The 23,356-nt window shown below is 52.4% G+C and carries 20 protein-coding genes; 13 read left to right on the top strand and 7 right to left on the bottom strand.

Going from position 1 to position 23,356, the window contains the following annotated elements; all coding sequences use genetic code 11:
- Positions 1-45 precede the first annotated feature (45 nt).
- From AWR27_RS22815 to bioA, 3 genes are all read left to right on the top strand, one after another.
- Positions 46-951: an Rpn family recombination-promoting nuclease/putative transposase gene (locus tag AWR27_RS22815; RefSeq protein WP_077133325.1), complete on the top strand. Its 906-nt coding sequence runs from the start codon at positions 46-48 to the stop codon at positions 949-951.
- A 47-nt stretch (positions 952-998) separates the two neighbouring features.
- Positions 999-2,036 (top strand): isoaspartyl peptidase/L-asparaginase family protein, encoded by a 1,038-nt coding sequence (locus AWR27_RS22810; RefSeq protein ID WP_232326072.1) that lies wholly within the window; start codon positions 999-1,001, stop codon positions 2,034-2,036.
- A 118-nt stretch (positions 2,037-2,154) separates the two neighbouring features.
- The gene (bioA, locus tag AWR27_RS22805; RefSeq protein WP_077133323.1) at positions 2,155-3,444 is read left to right on the top strand and encodes an adenosylmethionine--8-amino-7-oxononanoate transaminase; all 1,290 of its coding nucleotides are present in this window, start codon (positions 2,155-2,157) and stop codon (positions 3,442-3,444) included.
- Here the strand turns inward: bioA and AWR27_RS22800 are convergent.
- Positions 3,417-4,085 carry an AlbA family DNA-binding domain-containing protein gene (locus AWR27_RS22800; protein ID WP_077133322.1) on the bottom strand — a complete coding sequence of 223 codons (669 nt, stop codon included), beginning with the start codon at positions 4,083-4,085 and terminating at the stop codon, positions 3,417-3,419. The two genes, bioA and AWR27_RS22800, sit on opposite strands and share 28 nt — an antisense overlap.
- A gap of 184 nt (positions 4,086-4,269) precedes the next feature.
- Between AWR27_RS22800 and AWR27_RS22795 the strand changes: the two genes are divergently transcribed.
- The 3 genes from AWR27_RS22795 to AWR27_RS22785 all read left to right on the top strand — a co-directional run bounded on the left by AWR27_RS22795 (position 4,270) and on the right by AWR27_RS22785 (position 9,547).
- Positions 4,270-4,749 (top strand): sterol desaturase family protein, encoded by a 480-nt coding sequence (locus tag AWR27_RS22795; protein WP_077133321.1) that lies wholly within the window; start codon positions 4,270-4,272, stop codon positions 4,747-4,749.
- A 357-nt stretch (positions 4,750-5,106) separates the two neighbouring features.
- Positions 5,107-8,154 (top strand): SusC/RagA family TonB-linked outer membrane protein, encoded by a 3,048-nt coding sequence (locus AWR27_RS22790; RefSeq protein ID WP_077133320.1) that lies wholly within the window; start codon positions 5,107-5,109, stop codon positions 8,152-8,154.
- A 10-nt stretch (positions 8,155-8,164) separates the two neighbouring features.
- Positions 8,165-9,547 carry a RagB/SusD family nutrient uptake outer membrane protein gene (locus AWR27_RS22785; RefSeq protein ID WP_077133319.1) on the top strand — a complete coding sequence of 461 codons (1,383 nt, stop codon included), beginning with the start codon at positions 8,165-8,167 and terminating at the stop codon, positions 9,545-9,547.
- Between the two features lie 145 nt (positions 9,548-9,692).
- Here AWR27_RS22785 and AWR27_RS22780 read toward each other — a convergent pair whose 3' ends face one another.
- A complete protein-coding gene (locus AWR27_RS22780) occupies positions 9,693-9,914 on the bottom strand; it encodes a DUF2795 domain-containing protein (RefSeq protein WP_009284883.1) in 222 nt (73 codons plus the stop codon).
- 162 nt (positions 9,915-10,076) lie between these two features.
- Between AWR27_RS22780 and AWR27_RS22775 the strand changes: the two genes are divergently transcribed.
- A complete protein-coding gene (locus tag AWR27_RS22775; protein ID WP_077133318.1) occupies positions 10,077-10,799 on the top strand; it encodes a copper homeostasis protein CutC in 723 nt (240 codons plus the stop codon).
- A gap of 1 nt (position 10,800) precedes the next feature.
- Here AWR27_RS22775 and purU read toward each other — a convergent pair whose 3' ends face one another.
- From purU to AWR27_RS22750, 5 genes are read right to left on the bottom strand one after another with little or no spacing between them, the layout of a single operon-like run.
- Positions 10,801-11,658, bottom strand: a complete 858-nt coding sequence (purU, locus tag AWR27_RS22770; protein ID WP_077133317.1) for a formyltetrahydrofolate deformylase — start codon at positions 11,656-11,658, stop codon at positions 10,801-10,803.
- Positions 11,659-11,661: 3 nt separating this feature from the next.
- Entirely contained in the window at positions 11,662-12,624 is a 963-nt protein-coding gene (locus AWR27_RS22765) for a hypothetical protein (RefSeq protein ID WP_157579291.1), read from the bottom strand.
- Positions 12,617-13,078, bottom strand: coding sequence for a DUF6932 family protein (locus AWR27_RS22760; RefSeq protein ID WP_077133315.1), 462 nt, complete (start codon positions 13,076-13,078; stop codon positions 12,617-12,619). Before AWR27_RS22760 ends, AWR27_RS22765 begins: the two co-directional genes overlap by 8 nt.
- 12 nt (positions 13,079-13,090) lie before the next feature.
- On the bottom strand, positions 13,091-14,146 hold the full coding sequence (locus AWR27_RS25615; protein ID WP_077133314.1) for a restriction endonuclease subunit S: 1,056 nt from the start codon (positions 14,144-14,146) through the stop codon (positions 13,091-13,093).
- A 25-nt stretch (positions 14,147-14,171) separates the two neighbouring features.
- Positions 14,172-17,000, bottom strand: coding sequence for an N-6 DNA methylase (locus AWR27_RS22750; RefSeq protein WP_077133313.1), 2,829 nt, complete (start codon positions 16,998-17,000; stop codon positions 14,172-14,174).
- A 104-nt stretch (positions 17,001-17,104) separates the two neighbouring features.
- On the opposite strand from AWR27_RS22750, the gene AWR27_RS22745 reads away from it, so the two are divergent.
- The 6 genes from AWR27_RS22745 (at position 17,105) to AWR27_RS22720 (ending at position 23,299) form a co-directional block, all read left to right on the top strand.
- Entirely contained in the window at positions 17,105-17,671 is a 567-nt protein-coding gene (locus AWR27_RS22745) for a pentapeptide repeat-containing protein (protein WP_077133312.1), read from the top strand.
- A gap of 14 nt (positions 17,672-17,685) precedes the next feature.
- The gene (locus AWR27_RS22740) at positions 17,686-18,672 is read left to right on the top strand and encodes an isoaspartyl peptidase/L-asparaginase family protein (protein WP_077133311.1); all 987 of its coding nucleotides are present in this window, start codon (positions 17,686-17,688) and stop codon (positions 18,670-18,672) included.
- A 128-nt stretch (positions 18,673-18,800) separates the two neighbouring features.
- Positions 18,801-20,621 (top strand): glycosyltransferase, encoded by a 1,821-nt coding sequence (locus tag AWR27_RS22735; RefSeq protein ID WP_077133310.1) that lies wholly within the window; start codon positions 18,801-18,803, stop codon positions 20,619-20,621.
- 116 nt (positions 20,622-20,737) lie between these two features.
- Positions 20,738-21,196 (top strand): hypothetical protein, encoded by a 459-nt coding sequence (locus tag AWR27_RS22730; protein ID WP_077133309.1) that lies wholly within the window; start codon positions 20,738-20,740, stop codon positions 21,194-21,196.
- A gap of 119 nt (positions 21,197-21,315) precedes the next feature.
- On the top strand, positions 21,316-22,662 hold the full coding sequence (gene xylA, locus AWR27_RS22725; RefSeq protein WP_077134155.1) for a xylose isomerase: 1,347 nt from the start codon (positions 21,316-21,318) through the stop codon (positions 22,660-22,662).
- Positions 22,663-22,864: 202 nt separating this feature from the next.
- Positions 22,865-23,299 carry a nuclear transport factor 2 family protein gene (locus AWR27_RS22720; protein WP_077133308.1) on the top strand — a complete coding sequence of 145 codons (435 nt, stop codon included), beginning with the start codon at positions 22,865-22,867 and terminating at the stop codon, positions 23,297-23,299.
- The last annotated feature ends 57 nt before the right edge of the window (positions 23,300-23,356 follow it).

Below are 23,356 nucleotides of genomic sequence, written 5' to 3'. Positions count from 1 at the left end.
AGGCGGTTTTCTGTATCTTTACGCACTGAACGCAGTTTATCCACAATGGCGAAGAAACATCTTATACGGTTCGATTGGGCTATGAAGCGGCTGCTTCGCAACAAGGCCAATTTTGGTATTCTTGAGGGCTTTCTGTCAGAACTGCTGCGCGAAGACATCACGATTGAGCAGATTTTAGAAAGCGAGAGCAATCAGGACGAGCTATCGTTAAAGTTTAACCGGGTCGATATTCTGGCCCTAAACTCAAAGAAGCAACTCATTATTATTGAGGTGCAGAACGAGAGTGAACGCGATTTTTTTCATCGGATGCTGTTTGCTACGTCGAAAGCTACTGTTGAACACTTCAATATCAGCCAGCCTTACGAAGCCATCAAGAAAGTGTATTCTGTCAATATTGTTTATTTCGATTTAGGACAGGGTGAAGACTATATCTATCACGGCAAAACCGAATTTCGCGGTCTGCACACCGGCGATGTGCTTGGTTTATCGAACGGGCAAAAAAAGACCTTTGCCCTTGAAAACGTATTTCACATCTACCCGGAATATTACATTATCAAAGTGAACAATTTCAACGACCTTGCCAAAGACAGCCTTGATGAGTGGATTTATTACTTGAAAAATAACGAGGTCCGCGAGGGGTCACGGGCTAAAGGGCTGGCTTTGGTTAAGCAGCGGTTAGAGTTCGACGGCCTAAGCCCTGCTGACCGGGCAGCTTATGTAAAAGCTATCGAAAACATTGTTATTGAACGCGACGTGACACGAACGGCCCGCGAAGAAAGTCGCGAAGAAGGGCGTAAAGAAGGGCGCGAAGAAGGGCGTGAAGAGACAAGACGGCAAAACATCATTAAAGCCCTAATACGAGGGAAGTTGACAATCGAAGAGATTGCCGAAGATTTTGATACCAGCATAGACTTTGTAATATCGTTACAACAGAATCTGACAAACGAATGAAAAACCCACTTCTTATTGCTGCTTCTATTGCGGCACTCTTAACCTCAATGGTTGGCATGGCCCAAACCCAATCGCCCATCACGCTCGTAATTCATGGCGGAGCAGGGACCATTACCCGCAAAAACATGACGCCTGAGAAGGAGCAAGCTTACCGCGCCGTGCTGAATCAGGCTTTGCAAACAGGCTATGCCGTGCTAAAACGGGGTGGCACAAGCCTTGATGCCGTAGAAGCTACCGTCCGGGTCATGGAAGATTCGCCCCTGTTCAACGCGGGAAAAGGAGCCGTGTTTACGCATGAGGGTCGCAACGAACTCGATGCATCGGTTATGGATGGCAAAACGCTGAAAGCCGGAGCTATTGCGGGTGTAACAACCATCAAAAACCCTATTAGCACGGCCCGACGCGTGATGGATAAGTCGGAACACGTCATGATGATCGGGCCGGGGGCCGAAGCTTTCGCCAAAGCGCAGGGCATGGAACTCGTTGACCCAAAATACTTCTACACCGAAACGCGCTGGCAAGGACTGCAAAAAGCATTGCAGGAGGAAAAGGTTCAACTCGACCACACCGAAGCCCCGGCCAAACCCGCCAACGCGCCCAAAGCCCGGAACGCCGAATCGCCAAAAACCGGCGCGATACTGAACGAAACCATTTTCACCGAGGGTAACAAATTTGGTACGGTTGGCTGCGTCGCGCTCGATCAGTATGGCAACCTTGCGGCTGGCACCTCAACCGGTGGCATGACCAACAAACGCTATGGTCGGGTGGGCGACGCGCCGATTATTGGAGCCGGAACCTACGCCAACAACGCCACCTGTGCCATTTCAGCAACCGGCCACGGCGAATACTTTATCCGGGCCGTAGTTGGCTTCGACGTATCGGCCCTGATGGCGTATAAAGGCCTGTCGGTGAACGATGCGGCCAACGAAGTTGTGATGAAAAAACTCGTGGAAATGGGTGGCGAAGGTGGTTTAATTGCCCTCGACCGTCGGGGCAACATCGCCATGCCATTCAACTCCGAAGGCATGTATCGGGGATACATCAAAGCCGATGGCACGAGCGAAGTGCTGATTTATAAAGATTAATTTTTTATTTTGTTGGGCCACAGAGATGCACAAAGGGGCACGGAGATACACAAAGTGAAATTTCTTCTCCGTGTATCTCCGTGTTCCTTTGTGCATCTCTGTGTACCAAAACCCCTTCATGAACGAACTTCCCACCCGTGACCGGGCCGTTATCTGGCACCCGTTCACGCAAATGCAAACCGCCCCACTGCCGATTCCGATTGTGCGGGGCGAAGGCGCGGTACTCTATGCTGCCGATGACCGCGAATACGTAGATATGATTTCGTCGTGGTGGGTGAACCTGCACGGTCACGCTCATCCGCACATTGCCCGGCGCGTGTCGGAGCAGTTGCACACACTCGAACACGTCATCTTTGCGGGCTTCACGCATCAACCCGCCGTTGAACTCGCCGAGCGGCTGCTGAGCGTTCTGCCGAGTAATCAAGCCAAAATTTTCTATTCCGACAATGGCTCAACCGCCGTTGAGGTTGCGCTGAAAATGGCGTTTCAATACTGGCACAATCTGGGCCAGCCGCGTCGACGTGTGATTGCCCTGGAAGATGCTTACCACGGCGATACGTTCGGGGCAATGGCCGTAAGCGGGCGCAGTGCCTTTACCGCTCCATTTGCGCCATTTCTGTTCGATGTTGAGTACCTGCCAACGCCAGTGCCGGGCCGCGAAGAAGACGTGCTGAAACAGGCCGAAGCTTTGTTCAATAACGATGTGGCCGCATTCATTGCCGAGCCATTGGTGCAGGGCGCGGGCGGTATGCTTATGTATGAGCCTGATGTTTTGGATAAACTCATTGGAATTGCCCGGCGGCATAACGCGCTCATCATTGCCGACGAAGTCATGACCGGCTTTGGCCGAACCGGGCAGCTTTTTGCGTCGAACTATTTGCAGGAAAAACCCGACCTTATGTGCTTGTCGAAAGGTCTGACGGGTGGAACAATGGCGTTAGGGGTAACAGCCTGTACGCAGGCGATATACAACGCTTTTCTGTCGGACGATAAATTCAGGACGCTTTTTCACGGGCACTCGTTCACGGCCAATCCGCTGGCCTGCACAGCCGCCCTCGCCAGCCTCGACCTAACGCTCGCCGACGAAACGCCAGCCAATTGGCAGCGTATTGCCCACCAGCACGCGGCTTTCTCTGAACGGCTTCGTCAATATTCTAACGTGGAGAATATTCGCCAGCGCGGCACACTGCTGGCCTTCGACCTGAAAAGCGATGGGCAAACGTCGTATTTCAACAACATCCGCGACGTAGCCTATAATTTTCTGCTGGAGCGCGGCATCCTCATGCGCCCGCTGGGCAACGTGTTATACCTGATGCCGCCTTATTGCACGACGAACGAGCAGTTACAATACACCTACGAGCAGGTAGAGGAATTGCTGAATCAACTGACCGGCCTGCTCGTGTACTGATCCACTACGTCGCTGGGATGGATTTCCAACACATTTGCCAACACGAGCAGCACAAGCGTTCGGGAGGCAATTTTGCGTGAAACACCGGCAATAGACGCGAACAGATCAACGGTTATGCTTGGGTTTTCGCCGAGGTGCTGCATCAATTTGTGTTCCTTTTCGCCGTAGGTGAACCGAACGTTGCGCTCCGCAGACACGCCCTTCAAAATCTCACGCACCTCACGACTGGCCTGCACCGACTTGTCGCCCACGCGCACGTAGGCTTTCTTGTTATCAGGGTCGTTCAGGTCGGGAATAATGTAATGGGGCTTGTTGAAACTGGGCGGCACCCGAATCACGAGCACTTCACGTTCGTCGTAGAGCTGAACTCGCTCGATGGTGTAAGAGATGCGCGGAAAACAGTATTTGCTGATGGCCCGAACGAGCAGGTACTCGTCTTCGTCGGCATACTTTAATCCCCGAATGGTTTTGTCGTCACCAACGCCGATGAGCATGATTCCGCCGGTTGTATTGGCGAAGGCGACGATGCCCCGGATAATTTTTTCGGGATGATTGGTTTTCAGCTTGAACTCTAAATGGGTACCCTCTCCCTGTCTGACCAGGTTCTTGAGTGCCTGATAGTCCATAACCGATGGGGTCATCTGGTTGAGTACTGAGTTGGGATAAAGGTACAACTTTTCCACAAACTTGCAACTTTTTGTTCCGTATCTCTATTTTACGAAAAATCTACCGGTTTCACGGCCAACTTTTCGGATAAACGAGCCGTTATCAGAAAATAATTCAGATGCTGTTTCATAACATCTATCTCATTAAAACAACACCAAAATGCTACTAAACGTTGCGCTGGTCATTGGTACATTCTTTTTCATGGAGGGGGTTGCCTGGTTTACGCATAAATATGTCATGCACGGATTTCTGTGGAGTTGGCACCGCGACCATCACAACCACCACAAAGGCTTTTTTGAACGAAACGATCTATTCGCAGTTGTGTTTGCCACCGTGGCGATTACGCTGATTGTTGCGGGTGTTGAATTGCCGGAATATCGGTTTCTGGCCTGGATTGGCGCGGGCGTTACGCTTTATGGCATTTTCTATTTTGTGTTTCATGATGTCATCGTTCATCGCCGGGCCAAGCTAAATATCGACACAAACGGGCGGTATATGCAACGCATTATGCGGGCGCACTACATCCACCATAAAGTACATACCAAAGAAGGAGCCGAAGCATTTGGATTTTTATACGCCCCCAAAAAATACGACCGGGCCGTTCGGAGCAAATCTGTCGAGGCCGATTCGGCAAATTAAGCCGACAAGTATCAAACGCGACAGTGCGTTGTTGGTAAACAGTTTTTTTCTAACAGAACAGGCAGACTACGTATGGTCTGCCTGTTCTGTTATTCGCTATCTGGGATTAAATTTTCAAAGTTTCCTGATTTTCTCCGGCAGCACCTCCAGCTATTTTTACAAAATTTTATAAAAGTTTTACTGTCACCAATGCCGTAGTGGCTTATATAAAACCAAATTTTATTCTGCATTTTATACAAAGTGACTAAAATATACTCTTTTTTTGACCCATAAGTTATACTTGATTTTGAAAACACCTCGATAGAAAACTTGTTGAAATGTTCATTCACAAACTAATTTTTTAAAACTACTTACTCTATGGTACATTTCGACAAACAACAACTTCGATGGTTTGTCTGTTTACTGGGTCTGCTGAGTTCGTCGGCAGCACTGGCGCAGTACAGCATCCGGGGTAAAGTAACCGATCCTTCGGGACAGGCTTTGCCGGGCGTGAACTTAGCCATCAAAGGCACCAACATCGGCAGCGTGACCGATGCCAACGGCACCTTCCAGATCACTACCCGGCAGAATGGTCCGGCTACGCTTGTTTTTTCGGCAGTCGGTTTTACCACTCGCAGCGTCGATGTCAGGGGCGCAACAACGCTCGATGTTTCACTGACCGAAACGATCAACAACCTTGAAGAAGTAGTCGTAACGGGTCTGGCATCGAGCATAAAACGAAGCAATCTTGCCAATGCGGTCAGCACGATTTCGGCGCAGCAACTGCTTGGCACTACGCAGATTCAAACCACCGACAACGCGCTATACGGCAAACTGCCGGGCGTAAACATCAACACTAACGGCGGAGCACCGGGTGGCGGCACGTCGGTGCAGTTGCGCGGTATTTCGTCGCTCGTGGGCGCGTCGCAGCCGCTGTATATTGTAGACGGGGTGTATATCAACAACAACACTAACCGCTCCGGGCGGGGCACCGTAACGGGCGCATCGGCTATTGAGAATCAGGATGATGCATCCAACCGCCTGTCAGATATTAACCCGAATGACATTGAAAACATCGAGGTGCTGAAAGGGCCATCGGCGGCTGCCATTTATGGAACGCGGGCCAACGCCGGGGTAATCATCATCACCACCAAACGCGGTACGTCGGGCCGAACGAAGGTATCGTTTGCGCAGGATTATGGCGCGGCTATTCCGCAACGGCTGCTGGGTGTCGATAACTGGAGCGAGGCTAAAATCAGGACATTTTTCCCGGCAGCGCGGCAGCAAACCGAACTCGACCGTTTCCGGGCAGCTAACGGCCAAACCTGGGATTACGAAAAATATTTTTATGGCAATACGGCCCCGCTCTCGAATACGCGGCTCGGCATTTCGGGTGGCAATGAACGTACCAAATTCTTTGTTTCGGGGGCAATTACCGACGAAAAAGGTATCATTCGCCGAACGGGTTTCAAACGGTACTCAATCCGGGCCAACGTCGATCAGAAAATTACGAACGACATTACGCTGTCGGTTGGCTCCAACTACATCAACAGTGTTACCGACCGGGGTTTTACGGGCAATCAGAACAATACGGGTGCCAGTATCGGCTACAACATTGCCTACGTGCCCAACTACTTCAACCTATTTGCCGACCCCACCACGGGCCGCTACCCCGACAACCCGTATTTTGCTGAAAATCCGGTTGCCGTTACCGAGAGAGGCATCAATAACTCACGGGTCAACCGCTTCATTCAGTCGTTCAATCTAACGGCTAATATTTATAAATCGGAGCAGTCACTACTGAAGTTTGTGGCGCAGGGCGGCTTAGATTTCACACAGAACACTACGCAGGTGTATCTGCCCGAAGATTTGCAGTTTCAGCGGGCGCAGGGCAATCCCGGCGACGTAATCTGGGGCAAAACCGAAAACGTAAATACCAACTTGCAGGGAGCGTTGGTGTATAACTGGAACATCGGCAAGGTAAATCTGAACTCGCAGGTGGGCATGGTGCGGCTATTTTTCCGCGAAGACCGGCTGCTGACCCGCGCCCGGGGCCTGGTTGGTGGGCAGGTAAACCTGCGGCAGAGCCAGATTCAGGAGATTTTCGACCAGCGATTTCAGAATGTGACCGATATTGGCTGGTTTGCCCAACAGGAAGCTAACTGGGACGATAAGGTGATTGCTACGGTGGGTATTCGGGGCGATAAATCGACATTGATTGGTAACGCCAACCAGTTCTTCTACTTCCCAAAAGCGTCGCTGGCCGTTAATGTCGGCAACTTCGATTTCTTCCGCAACTCGGCTATCGGCAATGTATTCTCGCAGTTTAAACCGCGCATAGCTTACGGCGAAACGGCGGGCGTACCCAACTTTGGTGCTACGTTCTCGGCCCTGAACCCGCAGGTAGTGGGCGGTATTCTGGGTTCGGTGGCCTCAACTGCGCTGGGCGAGGTAAATATTCTGCCCGAGCGGGCGTCTGAATTAGAAATGGGGCTTGATTTTGGCCTGTTCAACAACCGCATTCAGGTTGAAGCGACGTACTACGACAAAGAAACCCGCGACAACATTCAGAACTTAGCTCTCTCGCCCGCATCGGGTTTCGCCACGGTGCCGAGCAATCTGGCCCGGTTAAGCAACAAAGGGTGGGAACTCTCGCTGGGAGCCACGCCCGTACAGACCGAAAACCTCCGCTGGTCGACGCGGGTGTTGTGGTGGCAAAACCGGATTCTGCTGCGGCAATTAGGCATTCCGGCCTACAACGCCGGGGCGTTCGGAACTACGCTCGGCACGTTCCTGTATCAGGAAGGCTTCTCGCCCACCACCATCGTAGGCACGCGCCCACAACGCCGACTTCCCGACGGTACACCCGACCCCAATGATACGCCTTTGCTGACCGACGGCATCCGCACCGGCGCGTTCCGGCTGGGCGACAACCAACCGCGTTTTCAGATGTCGTGGCAGAACGAGATTAACTTCTTCAAGTACTTCGACCTGAACTTTTTGTGGCACTGGAAAGAAGGCGGAGATAACATTAACCTGACGCAGTTTCTGTCGGATTCGGGCGGTACAACGCCGGGCTGGTTCAACGGAGCCGACGTACCCAATGGCGTGCCCGAAGGCCGTCGGCGCGGGATACCACCCCACAATGGTGCCGACCGTTGGGTGCAGGATGCGAGCTACGTTCGTTTGCGTGAAGTAGCTCTGTATTACACCGTTCCGACTACGGCGTTGAGCAAGGTGTTCAACAACAAAATTTCGCGGGTACGCATTGGGGCTTCGGCGCAAAACCCGCTTACGTTCACCAACTATTTCGGCTACGATCCCGAAACGTCAACGTTTGGTATTCAGGCTGTAGCGTCGGGCGTCGATATTGCGCCGTACCCTACGCAGCGTCGTTTCTTCGGGCATTTGGTAGTTGAGTTTTAATCAGGGAAACATGAAAAAGACGATCTTATATATACTTATTACGGCTGGCCTGTCGGGGGCAATCTCCGGCTGCTCAGTGGTAGAACTCGAACCTGCCATTGACCCCAACAACCCGTCGCTGGCGAGTGTAGGCAGCAATGCGTCGCGTAGTCAGGTACAGAACTTGGTTACCGGATTAGAGGCACGTCACCGCGATTATGTGTTCACTATCACGATGCTTTTCGGTAGTTTAGGCCGCGAACTGTGGTATCTGAACGCATCGGACCCGCGCTGGCAAACCGACTGGCTCGGCATGAGCGGACGCACGGCCAACGTTAATATGTTTGGCTACTTGGCCTCGTACCAGAACCCGTACACGGCTATTCTACAGGCGAATATTTTACTCGATGCCGCACGCAATACTGGTTCGCTGACCGATCCTGAAAAGAACGCCCTATCAGGTTTCGCTAAAACTATCCAGGCGTATCAGTACATGATTATTGCCAACGGACAGTTTCAGAACGGCCTGCGCTTCGACGTAAAAGACCCGCTCAATCCCGGCCCGTTTTTGCCCTACGCCGAGTCGCTGACCCGCATCAAAGGACTACTCGATGAAGCCAATCAGGAACTGGGTAATGCCGGAACGGGCGCGTTTCCGATGCGGCTTACGTCGGGCTTTACCAACAATGGGTTTTCTACCATTGCCAGCATCCGGCAACTGAACCGCGCCATTGCCGCCCGGCTATCGGCCTACCGGCAAGACTGGCAGGGTACGCTCGATGCGCTCAGCGGCTCGTTCTACAGCCTCACGGGCGATCTGAATCAAGGCCCGGCGCATACCTACGGTGCTCCGCCCGATGCGTTCAATCCGCTATTTTTTGTGCTGAATGCCAATGTCAATACGCTGATGGTGGTGCATCCGTCGGTGCTGCGCGATACGCTGGCGGGAGACCTGCGGGTGCGAACCAAGTTTTTTCGCCGAACCGCCCCCGTAACCGTTACGTCTGACGGAACGCCGTTGTCTGGTCAGTATCAGGATCGCCGGTATCCGCTGAATACGTCGGAGGTTAAGTTTTTCCGCAACGAAGAGTTGGTGCTGCTGGCGGCTGAAGCCAACGCGCAATTGGGCAATACGGCGCAGGCCGTTGCCAACATCAACCGGATTCGCACGGCAGCAGGCATTAGTCAATATGCCGGAGCTACTACCCGCGACGCGCTGATCGACGAGATTTTATTTCAGCGTCGGTATTCGCTTTGGGCCGAACCCTGGGGCCACCGCTGGGTCGATTTACGCCGGTACAACCGCCTGAACGCCCAAAACGTCGACGTTACGTTCGACCGGGGCAGCATCTTCCAGCAACTTGCCCGTCCACAGGCCGAAATCAATTGGGACGAATACGTAAAAACCCGATAGCCTGAACAGTCACGTTCAAGAATAACCTATACTAAAAACAGCAATCCCTCACTCTCTAATGAATGAGGGATTGTTGTTTTGCAGAATTACCCGATAAAGCCGTATGTACCCCAGGCGAGTACCAACGACAAGAAATGACTACAAATCAATACTCGTCTTCATTAAAGAAAAAGTCGTCTTTGGTTGGATAGTCGGGCCAGATTTCTTCGATGCTTTCGTAAGGCTGACCGTCATCTTCAAGCTCCTGAAGGTTTTCGACCACTTCCAGCGGAGCACCCGACCGAATCGAGTAATCAATCAGTTCATCTTTGGTAGCAGGCCAGGGTGCATCTTCCAGGTAAGAAGCAAGTTCAAGTGTCCAGTACATAGTGTGTTGCGTATTTAAATGACTCTTTCTGAATGAGGGTGCAAAAGTAAAAAAATGGTTAATATCCAAGCTATTTTCTGCAAAAATGTTACGTTGCGATAATTAACCGGGATTCAGGCGAATAACGCCGTAGTTTTATGATTGTTTGAACTCAAGTAAAAAATGGTTGAAGTCTGCGCTTATTCGCTCGAATCGTGTCTGACGGCTCAACGCGCCGGGGCCGGGCGTATCGAACTCTGTGGCGGCATGGCCGAGGGTGGAACCACGCCCAGTGCGGGCCTGATTCAGCTCGCCCGGCAGTACCTCACTATACCGCTATACGTCATGATTCGGCCACGCGGGGGCGATTTTCTTTATTCAGACACTGAATTTATGGTAATGCAGGCCGACATTGAACTGGCTCGTTCGTTCGGTGCCGATGGCGTCGTGCTGGGCATTCTGAACGCTACTGGCACCGTCGACGAAATCCGAACCCGCCAGTTGGTTGAATTAGCTCACCCGCTGCCCGTTACGTTCCACCGCGCCTTCGATATGACCCGCGACCCGCTCGAAGCACTCGAAGCCGTTATCCGTACCGGTGCCGCTCGCATCCTGACATCGGGGCAGCAACCCACCGCCGAAGCGGGTTTGCCCATTTTACGGCAGTTGGTAAAGCAGGCAGCCGGGCGCATCGAAATCATGGGCGGGGCGGGCGTAAACGCACAGAACGCTACCCGACTGCGCGAAGCGGGCGTCGACGCGCTGCACCTCAGTGGCAGTCAGCGAAATGAAAGCGGAATGTTGTTTCGTCAGGCTGCGGTTTCGATGGCCTCGGCAGTGCCGGGGGAGTATGAACGGATAGAAGCCGACGAGGAGAAGATTCGGGCGGTGTGTAGCCTGTGCTGACCTACAACACAATCGCCCGATTTCCAGCGATGAATACGCGGTCGTTGAAAACCAGCTTCAACGCTTGCGACAGCACGATTTTCTCGACGTCGCGGCCTTCGGTAGCCATATCGCTGGCGGTGTGCCGGTGGTCAACTTCCTTTACGTTCTGGGCAATAATCGGTCCTTCATCGAGGTCGTTATTCACGAAATGGGCTGTGGCACCGATGATTTTTACACCCCGCTCATACGCCTGCCGGTAGGGGCTGGCTCCGACGAACGCAGGTAAAAACGAGTGGTGAATGTTGACAATCCGATTCGGAAAACGGTTCACAAAATCGGATGTCAGCACGCGCATGTATTTTGCCAGCACCAAATACTCCGGCTCATAAATAGAAAGCGTTCGTAGGATAGCCTCTTCATGTTCTTCGCGGCTGCGACCTTCGTGTGAGACGTAGTGAAACGGGATTCCAAACTTGCTGACTAACGGTTGCAGGTGGTTATAATTGCTCACAACGGCCAGAATATCAGCATCTAACTCATCGAAGGCATACCGGATCAGCAAATCGCCGAGACAGTGGTGTTCTTTCGTGACCAATACCACTATGTTTTTCTTCCGTTTCGGGTTCAGCCGGAACGTAATACCTTCGGCATTTGGCAGGGCGGTGTTTAATTCCGACAGTAAGGCCGCGCTGTCGAACGTAACGTCTGGAGCAGATTCAAACTCAGTACGCATAAAAAACTGACCATTGGGGCTAACGTACTCATCATTGTGAATGATGTTCAGGCCGTGCCGATACAGAACGCCCGTTACGTGGTAAATAAGCCCCTTACTATCGGGGCCATCCATCAGAAGAATGTGTTTGTCGGGAGGGGTCATCAATTAAAAAAGTGATAGCTGTGTGGGCTGTAGTGTTGACTGTGCTGGCAATGGCGCAATGTACTTTAACTGATATAATTTTTGCTGCTGACCTGTGGTCGGGTTTTCATGTATCGTCTCTAACAATATGGCCCGGCAAGGTTCGCCTACACGAAGCGCAGTTAGCGAATTCATCAACGAATCGGGGACTGATCCGCCATAAATGAAGCCTGATGCATCCTGCACCTCAAAGCGTTTGCGAATACTTTCAGTGTAAACTGTACCTTCTACGGCCACTTCTTCCGGCTCGTTTGCCACGATTCTATCGAAGGTTTGGCTTAACTCTCGAATACGACCCAATTTGCCTTCCCAGGTAAAAAATTTATCCGTTGGCGACTGCCAGTTTACATGCGCTTCCAGATAATTCTCATCTAAAACTTTTAGTAGTTTCGATAGCTGTTGTGTGCCTTTACGGCCAACCTTACGTACCTGCGTTTGGGCTTCAACGGGCGTTTCTACTTTCAGCAGGTTAAATGTATGCGTCAGACAGGTTTCGGCCAGACTATCACCAAATAAATCGGGATTTGTTTGCAATGTAATAAACAGACGAGTTGAGCCAGGGGCAACAGCCTTCAGCCGGACGTCGAACAGCGAACGGATCGCTTCAACGGTTTCCTGTTGCCGAAGTGTGCGCCCTGCCTGAACCAATACTTCTTCAAAAGCTGTGGAAATGCGGCCCAGTACGCTCATAGGCAACGACCCAAACCGGGCTAACTTACCAGTCAGACGTATTTCAACAAGTTCTATTTCCCGCTGTTTCTTGGCGTCAACCAACTGGCGTGTCAGTTCGTCTACGTGCATCTGCGCTGACTCAACCGCACACTGCCACGCAAAGCTATCAGGCTGTGTTTCCCGTTCGCGCTCGCGCTCGGCGAGGGTTTGCCGGGCCATACGAAGCATAGAGTCTATGTGGGCGATGTTAGGCATGGTTCAGCGTTAGTTTAAAAATTCCTTTTGGTTTTGGCACAGGCGATTGGTCGAAGCCAAACATACATTGCCATTTCTCTCGCTCGTGATCGCTGGTTGGGATGGCCCAGTACACATCAACATCATACAAACTTCGTACCCGGTCACGGTCCATCAGCAAGAGCCGAAATTTTAGTTTATGGGCCGCTGGCAGTTGATCTATATCGCTTGCCTGAACCCAAACCACCATATCTACATCGTCGGGTTCGGGTTTGCGTGTAACAAACGAGCCATCGAGCCAGATTTCGAGTGGAATGCCTAAGTTAATCAGGTCGTTCAGATAAACCCGCAGTCGGTTTATTAAATGGAGACGCCGTTCATTTTCGCCAAAAGGCTCCAAAAACTGCTGATCTAACTGCCAGGGACCAATTTCCTGAAAACCCGCTGCCAGCAATGGTGGGTAGATTTGCTTCATAAAATGGCGTGCTTACAGATACCGCTTCAGCACCTCGGCCTTCTGCCCGGCCACGCCCGCCAGCCGAGCCTGAGCTTCCCGGATGCGATTTTCGAGATTCTGGAGTTGGATTGCCAGTGTTTCCTGCTCAGCGGGCGAAGGAACGTTGACCAGCGTATTCTCCAGGAATGTCTTTGGTACGCGCCGGTGGCCCGATGCGCCCGTCATCACTTTTTCGGCTTCTGCCCGATACGACCGGCGTTGCAGGAAGCGGTATAGCAACTCGGCTTTCAGCAATCCGTTGGGCCGTATCACAAAAAATTCGGTGCTGCCAAACCCGATTTTATTCGTGAGACCGATTGCCAGTGCGCCCTTGCCATTTTCCATGCAAGGCGTGATTTTGGCAAACAATACGTCGCCCTCCCGGAAATAGGTGTAGCCTTTTTGAACGGCTGACAAAGGCCGGTCTTCGTTGTGCGTAATGCCGCCCTCGTTGCTCAACGAAGCCATGTCAATAAACGACACCAACGAATCGGCGGGTAGTTTGGCTACTTCATCTTTAGGCGGATTAATCTGGGCCAGACTGCGGACGGGCGTTGGGGTTCCGGGCATGTTTTCCATCACCTGCTCCATCTCCTCGCGGCATTCCTGAATCTGCTGTTTATCAACCGCTTCCTGCGCTTCAATGGCTTCTATTTCGGCCACAATCTGCTGCTGTACAGCAAGCGGAGGAAGGGGAATTTTGATGCGTTCGATGGTTGATAATGGAAGTTCTATCTGACCACTTGCACCATTAGCCATTGCTTCAATATTCTTGAATCCAATGTGAGCGAGGGCATAAAGAACATAGCCTGGCAACGTGCGTTTCTGGTCTAAGCGCAGAATAGTAATGTGGCTATCGGCCACGAACAAACCATCGAGGTCGAAAAGCGTAACCCGGCCCGCTGTGCCTACACCCGTTGAGTTGATTAAAATATCGCCTTTCTGTAACTGTCGCTCGTCTAAACCATCGGCACTGGCTAAGTAGTATTTATGCGTAAAATCGAAGTCTTTGTACCCACGTGCCTGCCCCGACTTGATAATCTGCACTTCACTGGTGCTATAAGTGGCTGACTTACCACGTTTTAGCAGCGTTTTTTATATCGTTCAACGTAGTGAGTGGGATGCCCTGCTTAACGAATGTCCAGTATAAAGCCGAGTTAGTGGTTTGTGTTGCCAACCCAATTTGCTTCTCAAACTCGACCCGCGTAACGTCTAAGCAGTCGGCCAAATCCACGACGTTGGCATGGGGCCGGAGCGCGTCGGGGATGGTGGGCTGCCTGCCGCTCAGAGCCTGCCACACTAATGTGTTCAGCTTATCGGGGTGGTGCAGTTCCTCTTCGTCGTAGAGCGTGGTTTGGTGGCGGCCCTGCGCGTCCTGATAGAGTTTGATGCCCTCGTCGCCCCGGCGTCGGCTAAACTCGTAGCCTAAGAAGCGTTTTTCTTCGGCACCGTCGGCGGGCAGGCGCACAATCAGCGTGGGCTGCTGGTAGGTCAGGCAGAAATACAGAAAGCGGTCGTGTTCGCGGGGCAGCACGCGCTCGTAGAACAGCCGCGTCAGTTCCTGCTGCTGCTCGTCGGGGCTGAGTTTGGCAAACGCTTTGCCTTCGGCTTTTTTAGTGTCGCGCCGGTTTTTGGTCTCGGTCAGGTCAGCAAACCAGCGGTCGTAGTCGCGCCATAAGTCGCTCTGTAGCAAGACTTCGGTGGGGGTTTTACTGAGCAGCGAGCGGTAATCGGCCACGCTGAGGTTGTGGCGGCTGGCATAAGCCGCCAGCAGGGCTTCGGTGTCGGTGAAATCGTCGGGGCGGAACTGATTTTTCAGGATAAAATCATCGGCTACGGCCCGGAAGTCGTCGGCCAGGCGGTCGTTGCGACGGGTCAGAAACAGCGTCACGGTGTTGGTGCCGGTTGCCATAAACGTATTGGAGCCGAACTCCACAATGGCCCGAAGTTCAAACCGTTGCAGCATCAGTTCGCGGGCGCGGGTGTAAATGCCCGTATTGCTCAGGATGCTGGAGGGCAGCACCACCCCCGCCACACCCCCCTCGCGCAGCAGTTGGGCCGTGCGTTCCACAAACAGTACCTCAATCTCCGACGCCGATTCGGTCAGGGAATCATAGAGCGAAAACTGGCTGTTTTTCAGGCCGAGGTGCGTTTTAAAACTCTGAATGGAGTAGGGCGGGTTTGCCACCACGGCGTCGAACTGGGGCGCAAACTTGTAGTTGCGGCCTTTCACGGGGCGGGTGTAATCTTCCAGTCCATCGCCGAAAATGATGTTGGCTTCGCCGTCGCCGTTCATAAAACAGGCTACTTTGGCGGTGCGGGCCAGCCGGTAATCTTTCTCGATGCCGTAGATAAACTCGCCGGTCCAGTCGGCTTTTTGCCAGTGGGTCAGGTTCTGGTTTACGTCGTCGCTGTAGGTGGGCGGCAGTTGGTCGATGTGGTGCTGAATTTCTTCCATCACCTCGGTCAGAAAATGCCCCGACCCGCAGGCGTAGTCGATCACGTAGGGCAGAAAATTGGGCCGCTGGGCTGCTAATTTTTCCTGCATCATCTCGCGTAGCGGCAGCGACTTCACAATAAACCGGGCCACGGGCAGGGGCGTAAAGAATTGCCCGGCGGTTTGTTTGTAGCCCGCATCTAAAAGCAACTCGAAAAAGTCGCCGAGGTAGCGTTTCTGGTGTTTGTACTGGTGGGCGTCGGTGCGCTGATAGCGAAACTGTTTGTATTGCAGCAGGGCCAGAATCTCGTTCAGCACCTTTGCGTTTTCGTTGAACAGCGATTCGTTGTGGACTTCCTTGAACGCAAACTCGTTGTTGCTGTAAAATTTCAGCTTTCGCACTATCTCTCTGATTTCGCGCTGGGCCGTCTGGCGCGGAAACCGGCTGACGATTTCGTCAACCTGCTCTTCCGAAATGTACGTAAACTCTTCTTTCAGGTAATCCTGCATTCCCTGCTGATACAGCCGTTGCAGCCGTTCCTGAATGGATTCGGGCGTGTCGGTGGCTTCTTTAACCTGAAAGCCGGTTTCTTCGTTGGGCTGCTTACGTTCGTCAACGATCTTGCACAGAATCAGCGACAGAATCCGATTAAAGGCGTTGGAGCGGTCGGAGATGTTGTTGTGGCGCAGGATTTCTTCAAACGCGTTGAACAGTTGCCGACCTTCTTCGGGCGTGAAGGGCCGCAGGTCTTTGCGTTTAATGGGCTTAAATTCAGGATTGTACGCTTGAGCCTCCTCGTCGAAAATACCATTAGGCGCGAAGTAGCAGTTAAAATTTTCTTTCCAGGCCCGGTGCAGTTCCTCTTTGGTTTTGGCCGTTTCGTAGGCAACCGTGTCGGGGTCTGTGCGAACCAGTTCCGTTACTTCGGGCCGGTCTTTAATCTGAACAATCGCGTTTTCGTAGTGAACGGCTGCATTTCGTAGTTCCGATGCGTACAGGCACAGAAAGCGCGTGTTGCGGTCCTGTTGCAGATACGAGAATAGTTGTCCCCCGCTGGCAGTCGTGTTGCGTTTCTCTTTTTCATACTCGCTCCCGGCAGTTTTGCACTCAATCACAATCAGTGACTGCCCGTCGCGGCCCATCACTGTAACGTCAGCTTTACCGCTTTTACCCGTTCGGCCCAATGACCACCGCCGTTCGAGTTCGATATGCTGCGGTTCGTAGCCTTTTTCGAGCAAACGATTCACGCACTCCAGTACCACGAAATTTTCGGGTGCGTCGAAGTGGGAGGTTGTTTTGTCGTGAACCTTAACGGGTTCGGCGTATACAATGCGTCGATTGACCAAATCGACTTCGAGCTTATAATTTTTATGTTGGGCAAACGTCTTAACGAACAGATTACCCGACACATCGGATGTAAAACCTAAACGGCTGATTAACTGCTGAATCGCTGATTGAATCATTTATACGGCGGCAAGCGGTAACGAATTGAACAGGCAGGATACAATCCTTTCGCTGCACAACCGCTTGTTGCCTATCTTCGGCCCGGCAAACTCGTCCCGATTCAATGGATTACCTCGACCTACTTTTCGACCGGCCCGACCAGCTACCCACCCGTTGGGCCGACCATACGTTTGAGCAGTGTACGTTCCGCAAACTCAATCTGTCGGGCCAATCGCTGGCGGGTGCCAATTTTATTGATTGCCGGTTTGACCACTGCGACCTGACGCGGGCCGGGCTGAAAAACACGAAGTTGTACGACATTCAGTTTCTGCATTGCAACCTCCAGCACGTCGATTTTTCGGTTTGCAATCCGTTTGGCTTTCACGTTAACTTTCAGGAATGCCCGCTCAATTATGCGGTGTTCATCGACCGAAAATTGAAAAAAGCCCGGTTTGCCGATTGCTCCCTGCGCGAAGCACACTTCATAAAATCTGATTTATCCGGCACGACATTCCATCACTGCAACTTAGAATTCGCTACGTTTGACAATAACGACCTGACACAAGCCGATTTTTCGAGTTCATATAACCTGACGCTCAACCCCGACAGCAACAAACTCAAAAAAGCCCGATTTTCGCTGCACAATCTGCCTGGTTTGCTCATGAAGCACGAGCTTGTGATTGTTCATTAACTAACCGCTTTCTTATGCTAAACCGTCGCCGTTTTCTCACGCTCAGTTCTTTATCGGCTCTTTCGCCAAAACTCTTCGCCCTTACGCCCCCGACCGGACCACCAGACCGTCCTATCGTTGTTTCGACCTGGAATCAGCCTAAGGCCAATGCTGCCGCCGAAGCGGTGCTGAACCGCAGCGGACGTGCCTTAGACGCCGTGGAAGCGGGTGTGCGCGTACCTGAAGCCGATCCTAACGACACCAGCGTAGGCTACGGTGGCCTGCCTGACCGCGATGGCCGCGTAACGCTCGACGCCTGCATTATGGACGAGCGCGGCAATGCCGGGTCGGTTACGTTTCTGGAAAACATCATGCACCCCATTTCGGTGGCGCGGGCCGTGATGGAAAAAACGCCCCATGTGATGCTGTCGGGCGAAGGCGCACAGGCGTTTGCCCTATCGCAGGGGTTCAAAAAAGAGAATCTGCTCACGAAAGAGTCGGAAGCAAAATGGCGCGAATGGCTCAAAACGGCAGAATATAAACCAAAGGTCAATATTGAGCGGCACGATACCATCGGGATGCTCGCTATCGACGCCAAAGGCGACGCGTCGGGAGCCTGCACCACAAGCGGGCTGGCCTACAAAATGCACGGGCGTGTGGGCGATTCGCCCATTATTGGCGCGGGGCTGTTTGTCGATAACGAAATTGGCGGAGCCTGCGCTACCGGTCTGGGCGAGTTGGTATTACGTACTTGTGGCTCATTTCTGGCCGTTGAGCTGATGCGGCAAGGCAAAACGCCCCAGCAGGCATGTGAAGAAGTTATCCGGCGAATTGCGAAAGGCTCATTTGCTAAAGACGGCAAATACCTGAACGGCGCGGGCACCATCGACGACGTGCAGGTGGGTGTGCTGGCGGTGAGTAAACAGGGCGAAATCGGTGCTTACAGTTTGCAGCCGGGTTTCAACTACACCGTTTCGCAGGGCGGGCAAACGCGCGTCGTCGAAGCAAAATCCTGGAAGTAATTTGGCTTTATGCTTCTGGATTTCGAACGTATCTGTTACGCGTCGACCAAAAATCCGAAATCATCCAGTAGTTTAGGGCGTTTTTAGCGCAAAGCGGCAACCGCAACCACCCAAACCACAGAATAGCTTTGGAATCCGTATTCTCAACATCGAAGCGAAAATTACTGCTCGAAATAGCCTGGGAAGTTTGTAATCAGGTCGGCGGTATCTACACCGTAATCCGGTCGAAAGTACCGGCAATGGTTGAAAAGTGGGACGATAACTACGTAGCAGTCGGCCCGTATTTTCCGCAGCGGGCAACCGCTGAATTTGAACCGATCACCGACTCCGACGAAACCGAAATTGGGCAAACCGTTCGGAAGATGCGGCAAATGGGTTTCGGCGTCGAGTACGGGTACTGGCTCGTAACGGGTCGTCCGCGCGTAGTGCTGTTCGATATCAATAGTGTAAGCGTCGATCAGCTCAACTACATCAAAACGCAGCTTTGGCTCAATCATCAGCTTACTACGCTCAACGTTGAAGACCTTGTTAATCAGACCATTGTATTTGGTGAGATGGTGCGGCAGTTTATTACGCTGCTGGCTGCCGACCATGCCAGACGAGTCGATCTGGTTGCGCATTTTCACGAATGGATGGCAAGCACCGGCCTGCCCGACCTCCGGCGCGATAACATCAAGGTTGCTACCGTTTTCACAACCCACGCCACTATGCTGGGGCGGTATCTGGCGCAGAACGAACCCGGCTTTTACGGGAAATTACCGTTTTTCGACTGGCTGAAAGAAGCCCGTCATTATGGCATCGAAACGCAGGCCACGGTCGAGCGGCTGGCTGCACTTCAGTCGCACGTGTTCACGACGGTGAGCGATGTTACGGCGCGTGAGTGCGAGGTCTTCTTAGGTCGAAACCCCGATCTGGTATTACCCAACGGACTGAATATTACCCGGTTTGCGGCTGTTCACGAGTTTCAGAACCTGCACGTTCGGTTTAAGCAGAAGATTCATGAGTTTGTGATGGGCCACTTTTTCCAGAGCTATTCGTTCGATCTGGAAAAAACGCTGTACTTCTTTACGTCGGGCCGGTTCGAGTTCTCCAATAAAGGCTACGACCTTACGCTCGAAGCCTTAGCCCGGCTCAATTACCGGATGCGCGAAGCTAACATGGATATGACGGTTGTTATGTTCATGGTCACGAAACAGCCGTACACGTCTATCAATCCCGACGTGCTACACTCGCGGGCCTTGCTCGATGAGATTCAGGAAACTACGCAGGCTATTGAAAAACAGGTGGGTGAGCGGCTTTTTCAGGCAACAGCCTCCGACCCCAACGGTACTACGCTCCCTGACCTCAACAGTTTCGTTGATGAATACTGGCGATTGCGGCTCCGCCGGACGGTGCAGAGCTGGAAAACCAAACGGCTGCCGCCCTTTGTGACGCATAACCTCGTGCAGGAGGACGATATGACGCGGTTCATTCGGCAGGCCAACCTCGTCAACAACGAATACGACCGCGTGAAAGTCGTGTACCACCCCGATTTTATTGCCTCGACCAACCCACTGTTTGGCCTGGATTATAGTCAGTTTGTGCGCGGTTGCCACCTTGGTGTGTTTCCGAGTTACTACGAGCCGTGGGGCTATACTCCGCTGGAATGCGTCGTGCGCGGCATTCCGACCGTTACGAGCGACCAATCAGGTTTTGGCGACTTCATCATGCAGATCATGCGTGACTACGAAAACCGGGGTATCTACGTTATCAATCGCCGGACGCAAAACTTCAACGAAGCTGCCGACCAGTTAACCAACGTCTTGTTTCGATTTGTGAAGATGGCTCAGCGCGACCGAATTCAGCAGCGCAACCGCGTTGAAAGCATCGCCGAAGTTTTCGACTGGACCAACCTGCGGTCTTACTACGACACAGCCCACGATCTGGCGTTGAAACGGAAAAAACCGTAGACGTTATGACACAGAGATGCACAGAGCGAATAGAGATACACGGAGTAACATAGAAAACTCTGCGTATCTCTATTCGCTCTGTGCATCTCTGTGTTACAATTTTTTCCCATACAACCATGAACCCGATCTTCACAAAACTTAACTACAAGGACCAGTCGGAAGTGGCCGTTGTTAACGCCCCCGACGCGTTTCTGCCAGCGCTTGAAACCATGCGCCCTCTGGCAACCATCGTAACCGACCCGGCTCTGATTCAGACGGGCGGATTTATACTGGCGTTTGTGAAAACGCAACAGGAAGTTGATACGCTTACGGAAGCTTTGGCCGCGAAAGTGGAAGGCGATGGGCTGCTGTGGTTTGCCTACCCAAAAGGCACCTCAAAACGGCACCAGTGTGAGTTTAACCGCGACACGGGCTGGGCCGAGTTGGGCAAGCAGGGGTTTGAAGGTGTGCGGCAGGTGGCGATTGACGAAGACTGGAGCGCATTGCGGTTCCGGCGTGCCGAATACATTAAGAAAATGACGCGGCAGGCCAGCCGGGCCATGTCGGAACACGGTAAAAAAAGAGTGGCCCCTTAGATTTTAATGGCTTATGCACACCCGTTAATCATGAGAAACGGGCTGAACTTTACTTTATGCCACAGGGTTCCGACGGTGCCTCGCCTTCGGAACTTTTTTATGTAGAAAACCAACCCGTTATGTCTCAGACTTCCCTAACGCTTGGCGATAAAGCGTATTTCCCATTTGTTGAAAAACCCATTCAATACGAAGGTCGCGAATCGGATAATCCATTGGCATTCAAGTTTTACGATGCCAGCCGCCCGATTCTTGGCACACCCATGCGCGATCTGTTCCGGTTTGCCGTAGCCTACTGGCACACGTTCTGCGGCACTGGCAACGATCCCTTCGGACCAGGCGTAAAGCATTTCCCGTGGGACGTGAACGCCCAAACCGACCCGCTCGGCGCGGCTTTCAGCAAGGCTGATGCTGCGTTTGAGTTCATTACCAAAATGGGCATGGAATATTATTGCTTCCACGACGTTGACGTGTCTCCCGAAGGAAAATCGAACAGCGAGTTTGAAAGCAACTTCCGAAAAGTGGTCGATTACCTGAAACAAAAACAGACCGCGAGTGGCGTAAAACTATTGTGGGGTACGGCTAACCTGTTCTCACACGAACGGTACATGAACGGAGCCAGCACCAATCCCGATTTTCATGTGCTGGCGCACGGCGGCTGGCAGGTGAAAAACGCCATCGACGCCACTATCGAACTCGGTGGGCGCGGCTACACGTTCTGGGGTGGGCGTGAAGGCTACATGTCGCTGCTGAACACCAACATGAAACGCGAACAGGAACACCTGGCTAAGTTCCTGCAAATCAGCCGCGATTATGCCCGCAGACAGGGCTTCACGGGCGCATTCTACATCGAGCCTAAGCCGATGGAACCTACCAAACATCAGTATGATTTCGACGCGGCTACGGTAGTCGGTTTTCTGCACCGCAACGGCTTACAGGATGATTTTGAACTCAATGTAGAAACCAATCACGCCACGCTGGCAAATCACACCTTCGCTCATGAGTTGCAGGTTGCCGCCGACAATAACATGCTCGGCAGCATCGATGCTAACCGGGGCGATTACCAGAACGGCTGGGATACCGACCAGTTTCCAGTCGACGTATACGAACTGACCGAAGCCATGCTGGTAATTCTGGAAGCGGGCGGTTTCCGGTCGGGTGGGGTTAATTTCGATGCTAAAACGCGCCGAAATTCAACCGATTTAGAGGATATTTTCATCGCCCACATTGGTGGGATGGATACATTTGCGCGGGCTGCCATTGCTACCGAAGCCATTTTGAGCCAGTCGAAATACAAGCAGCTACGGGCCGACCGCTACGCCAGCTACGACAGCGGTGCCGGTGCCGATTTTGAAGCCGGTAAACTTACGCTCGAAGACCTGCGCCAGTATGCTTTAGATAATGGCGAGCCGAAGCAAATCAGCGGTAAGCAGGAGTTGTATGAGATGATTGTGAACCAGTATATCTGAAACATCTGAACCAGGATTGACAAGATTAAACAAGATTCCTGCGTTGCGCTTGTGTGCTGTTCGGGATTTACATCCCGAACCTATTAACAGCGGACGTTTGTCCGCTTGCGCGGGTGAATACCCGCAGTTATCAGGTTCGGGATTTACATCCCGAACAGCCAGGCAGCCTGGTTCTCCGTGTTCCCCTTAAAAAAAACTTGCGATGAAATTTCTTTGCCTGCTTCTCCTGACTGCCCCCGCCTTTGCTCAGAATCCTGACGAAGCAGCGGTCCGTAAAACGATTTCGTCGCTGTTTGAGGGAATGAAACGCGCCGATTCAACGACATTGAAGCCGCTGTTTCTGCCCAACGCCCGGCTGCAAACAGTGCTAAACAAAGCGGGCGACGTGTCGGTAAAGGATGATCCTATTGCGGGCTTCGTCGCGTCGGTTGGTAAGGCGAAAGCTGGTGCGCTGGACGAGCGGCTGGGCGACTACATGGTGCATATTGACGGCGACTTAGCCACGGCGTTTACTCCGTATCAGTTCTACTACAACGGGGAACAACACCACTGCGGAGCCAATGCCTTCACGCTGGTACGCGTGGGCGAAGTCTGGAAAATTCAGACCATTATCGACACCCGGCGAAAGTGCCAGTGATAAGGTAAAAACTAAACCGTGAAGAATGTGCTTGGATAGCGTCAACTTTTCATTTTT

The organism is Spirosoma montaniterrae, from assembly GCF_001988955.1.
GTDB classification, from domain to species: Bacteria; Bacteroidota; Bacteroidia; order Cytophagales; family Spirosomataceae; genus Spirosoma; species Spirosoma montaniterrae.
This window is presented reverse-complemented; position numbering and strand designations above follow the sequence as displayed.

Excerpts from the sequence above, each read along its gene's own strand:
- AWR27_RS22815 (WP_077133325.1), top strand. The coding sequence starts at position 46 with ATGGCGAAGAAACATCTTATACGGTTCGATTGGGCTATGAAGCGGCTG.
- AWR27_RS22810 (WP_232326072.1), top strand. The coding sequence starts at position 999 with ATGGTTGGCATGGCCCAAACCCAATCGCCCATCACGCTCGTAATTCAT.
- bioA (WP_077133323.1), top strand. The coding sequence starts at position 2,155 with ATGAACGAACTTCCCACCCGTGACCGGGCCGTTATCTGGCACCCGTTC.
- AWR27_RS22800 (WP_077133322.1), bottom strand. The coding sequence starts at position 4,085 with ATGACCCCATCGGTTATGGACTATCAGGCACTCAAGAACCTGGTCAGA.
- AWR27_RS22795 (WP_077133321.1), top strand. The coding sequence starts at position 4,270 with ATGCTACTAAACGTTGCGCTGGTCATTGGTACATTCTTTTTCATGGAG.
- AWR27_RS22790 (WP_077133320.1), top strand. The coding sequence starts at position 5,107 with ATGGTACATTTCGACAAACAACAACTTCGATGGTTTGTCTGTTTACTG.
- AWR27_RS22785 (WP_077133319.1), top strand. The coding sequence starts at position 8,165 with ATGAAAAAGACGATCTTATATATACTTATTACGGCTGGCCTGTCGGGG.
- AWR27_RS22780 (WP_009284883.1), bottom strand. The coding sequence starts at position 9,914 with ATGTACTGGACACTTGAACTTGCTTCTTACCTGGAAGATGCACCCTGG.
- AWR27_RS22775 (WP_077133318.1), top strand. The coding sequence starts at position 10,077 with ATGGTTGAAGTCTGCGCTTATTCGCTCGAATCGTGTCTGACGGCTCAA.
- purU (WP_077133317.1), bottom strand. The coding sequence starts at position 11,658 with ATGACCCCTCCCGACAAACACATTCTTCTGATGGATGGCCCCGATAGT.
- AWR27_RS22765 (WP_157579291.1), bottom strand. The coding sequence starts at position 12,624 with ATGCCTAACATCGCCCACATAGACTCTATGCTTCGTATGGCCCGGCAA.
- AWR27_RS22760 (WP_077133315.1), bottom strand. The coding sequence starts at position 13,078 with ATGAAGCAAATCTACCCACCATTGCTGGCAGCGGGTTTTCAGGAAATT.
- AWR27_RS22750 (WP_077133313.1), bottom strand. The coding sequence starts at position 17,000 with ATGATTCAATCAGCGATTCAGCAGTTAATCAGCCGTTTAGGTTTTACA.
- AWR27_RS22745 (WP_077133312.1), top strand. The coding sequence starts at position 17,105 with ATGGATTACCTCGACCTACTTTTCGACCGGCCCGACCAGCTACCCACC.
- AWR27_RS22740 (WP_077133311.1), top strand. The coding sequence starts at position 17,686 with ATGCTAAACCGTCGCCGTTTTCTCACGCTCAGTTCTTTATCGGCTCTT.
- AWR27_RS22730 (WP_077133309.1), top strand. The coding sequence starts at position 20,738 with ATGAACCCGATCTTCACAAAACTTAACTACAAGGACCAGTCGGAAGTG.
- xylA (WP_077134155.1), top strand. The coding sequence starts at position 21,316 with ATGTCTCAGACTTCCCTAACGCTTGGCGATAAAGCGTATTTCCCATTT.
- AWR27_RS22720 (WP_077133308.1), top strand. The coding sequence starts at position 22,865 with ATGAAATTTCTTTGCCTGCTTCTCCTGACTGCCCCCGCCTTTGCTCAG.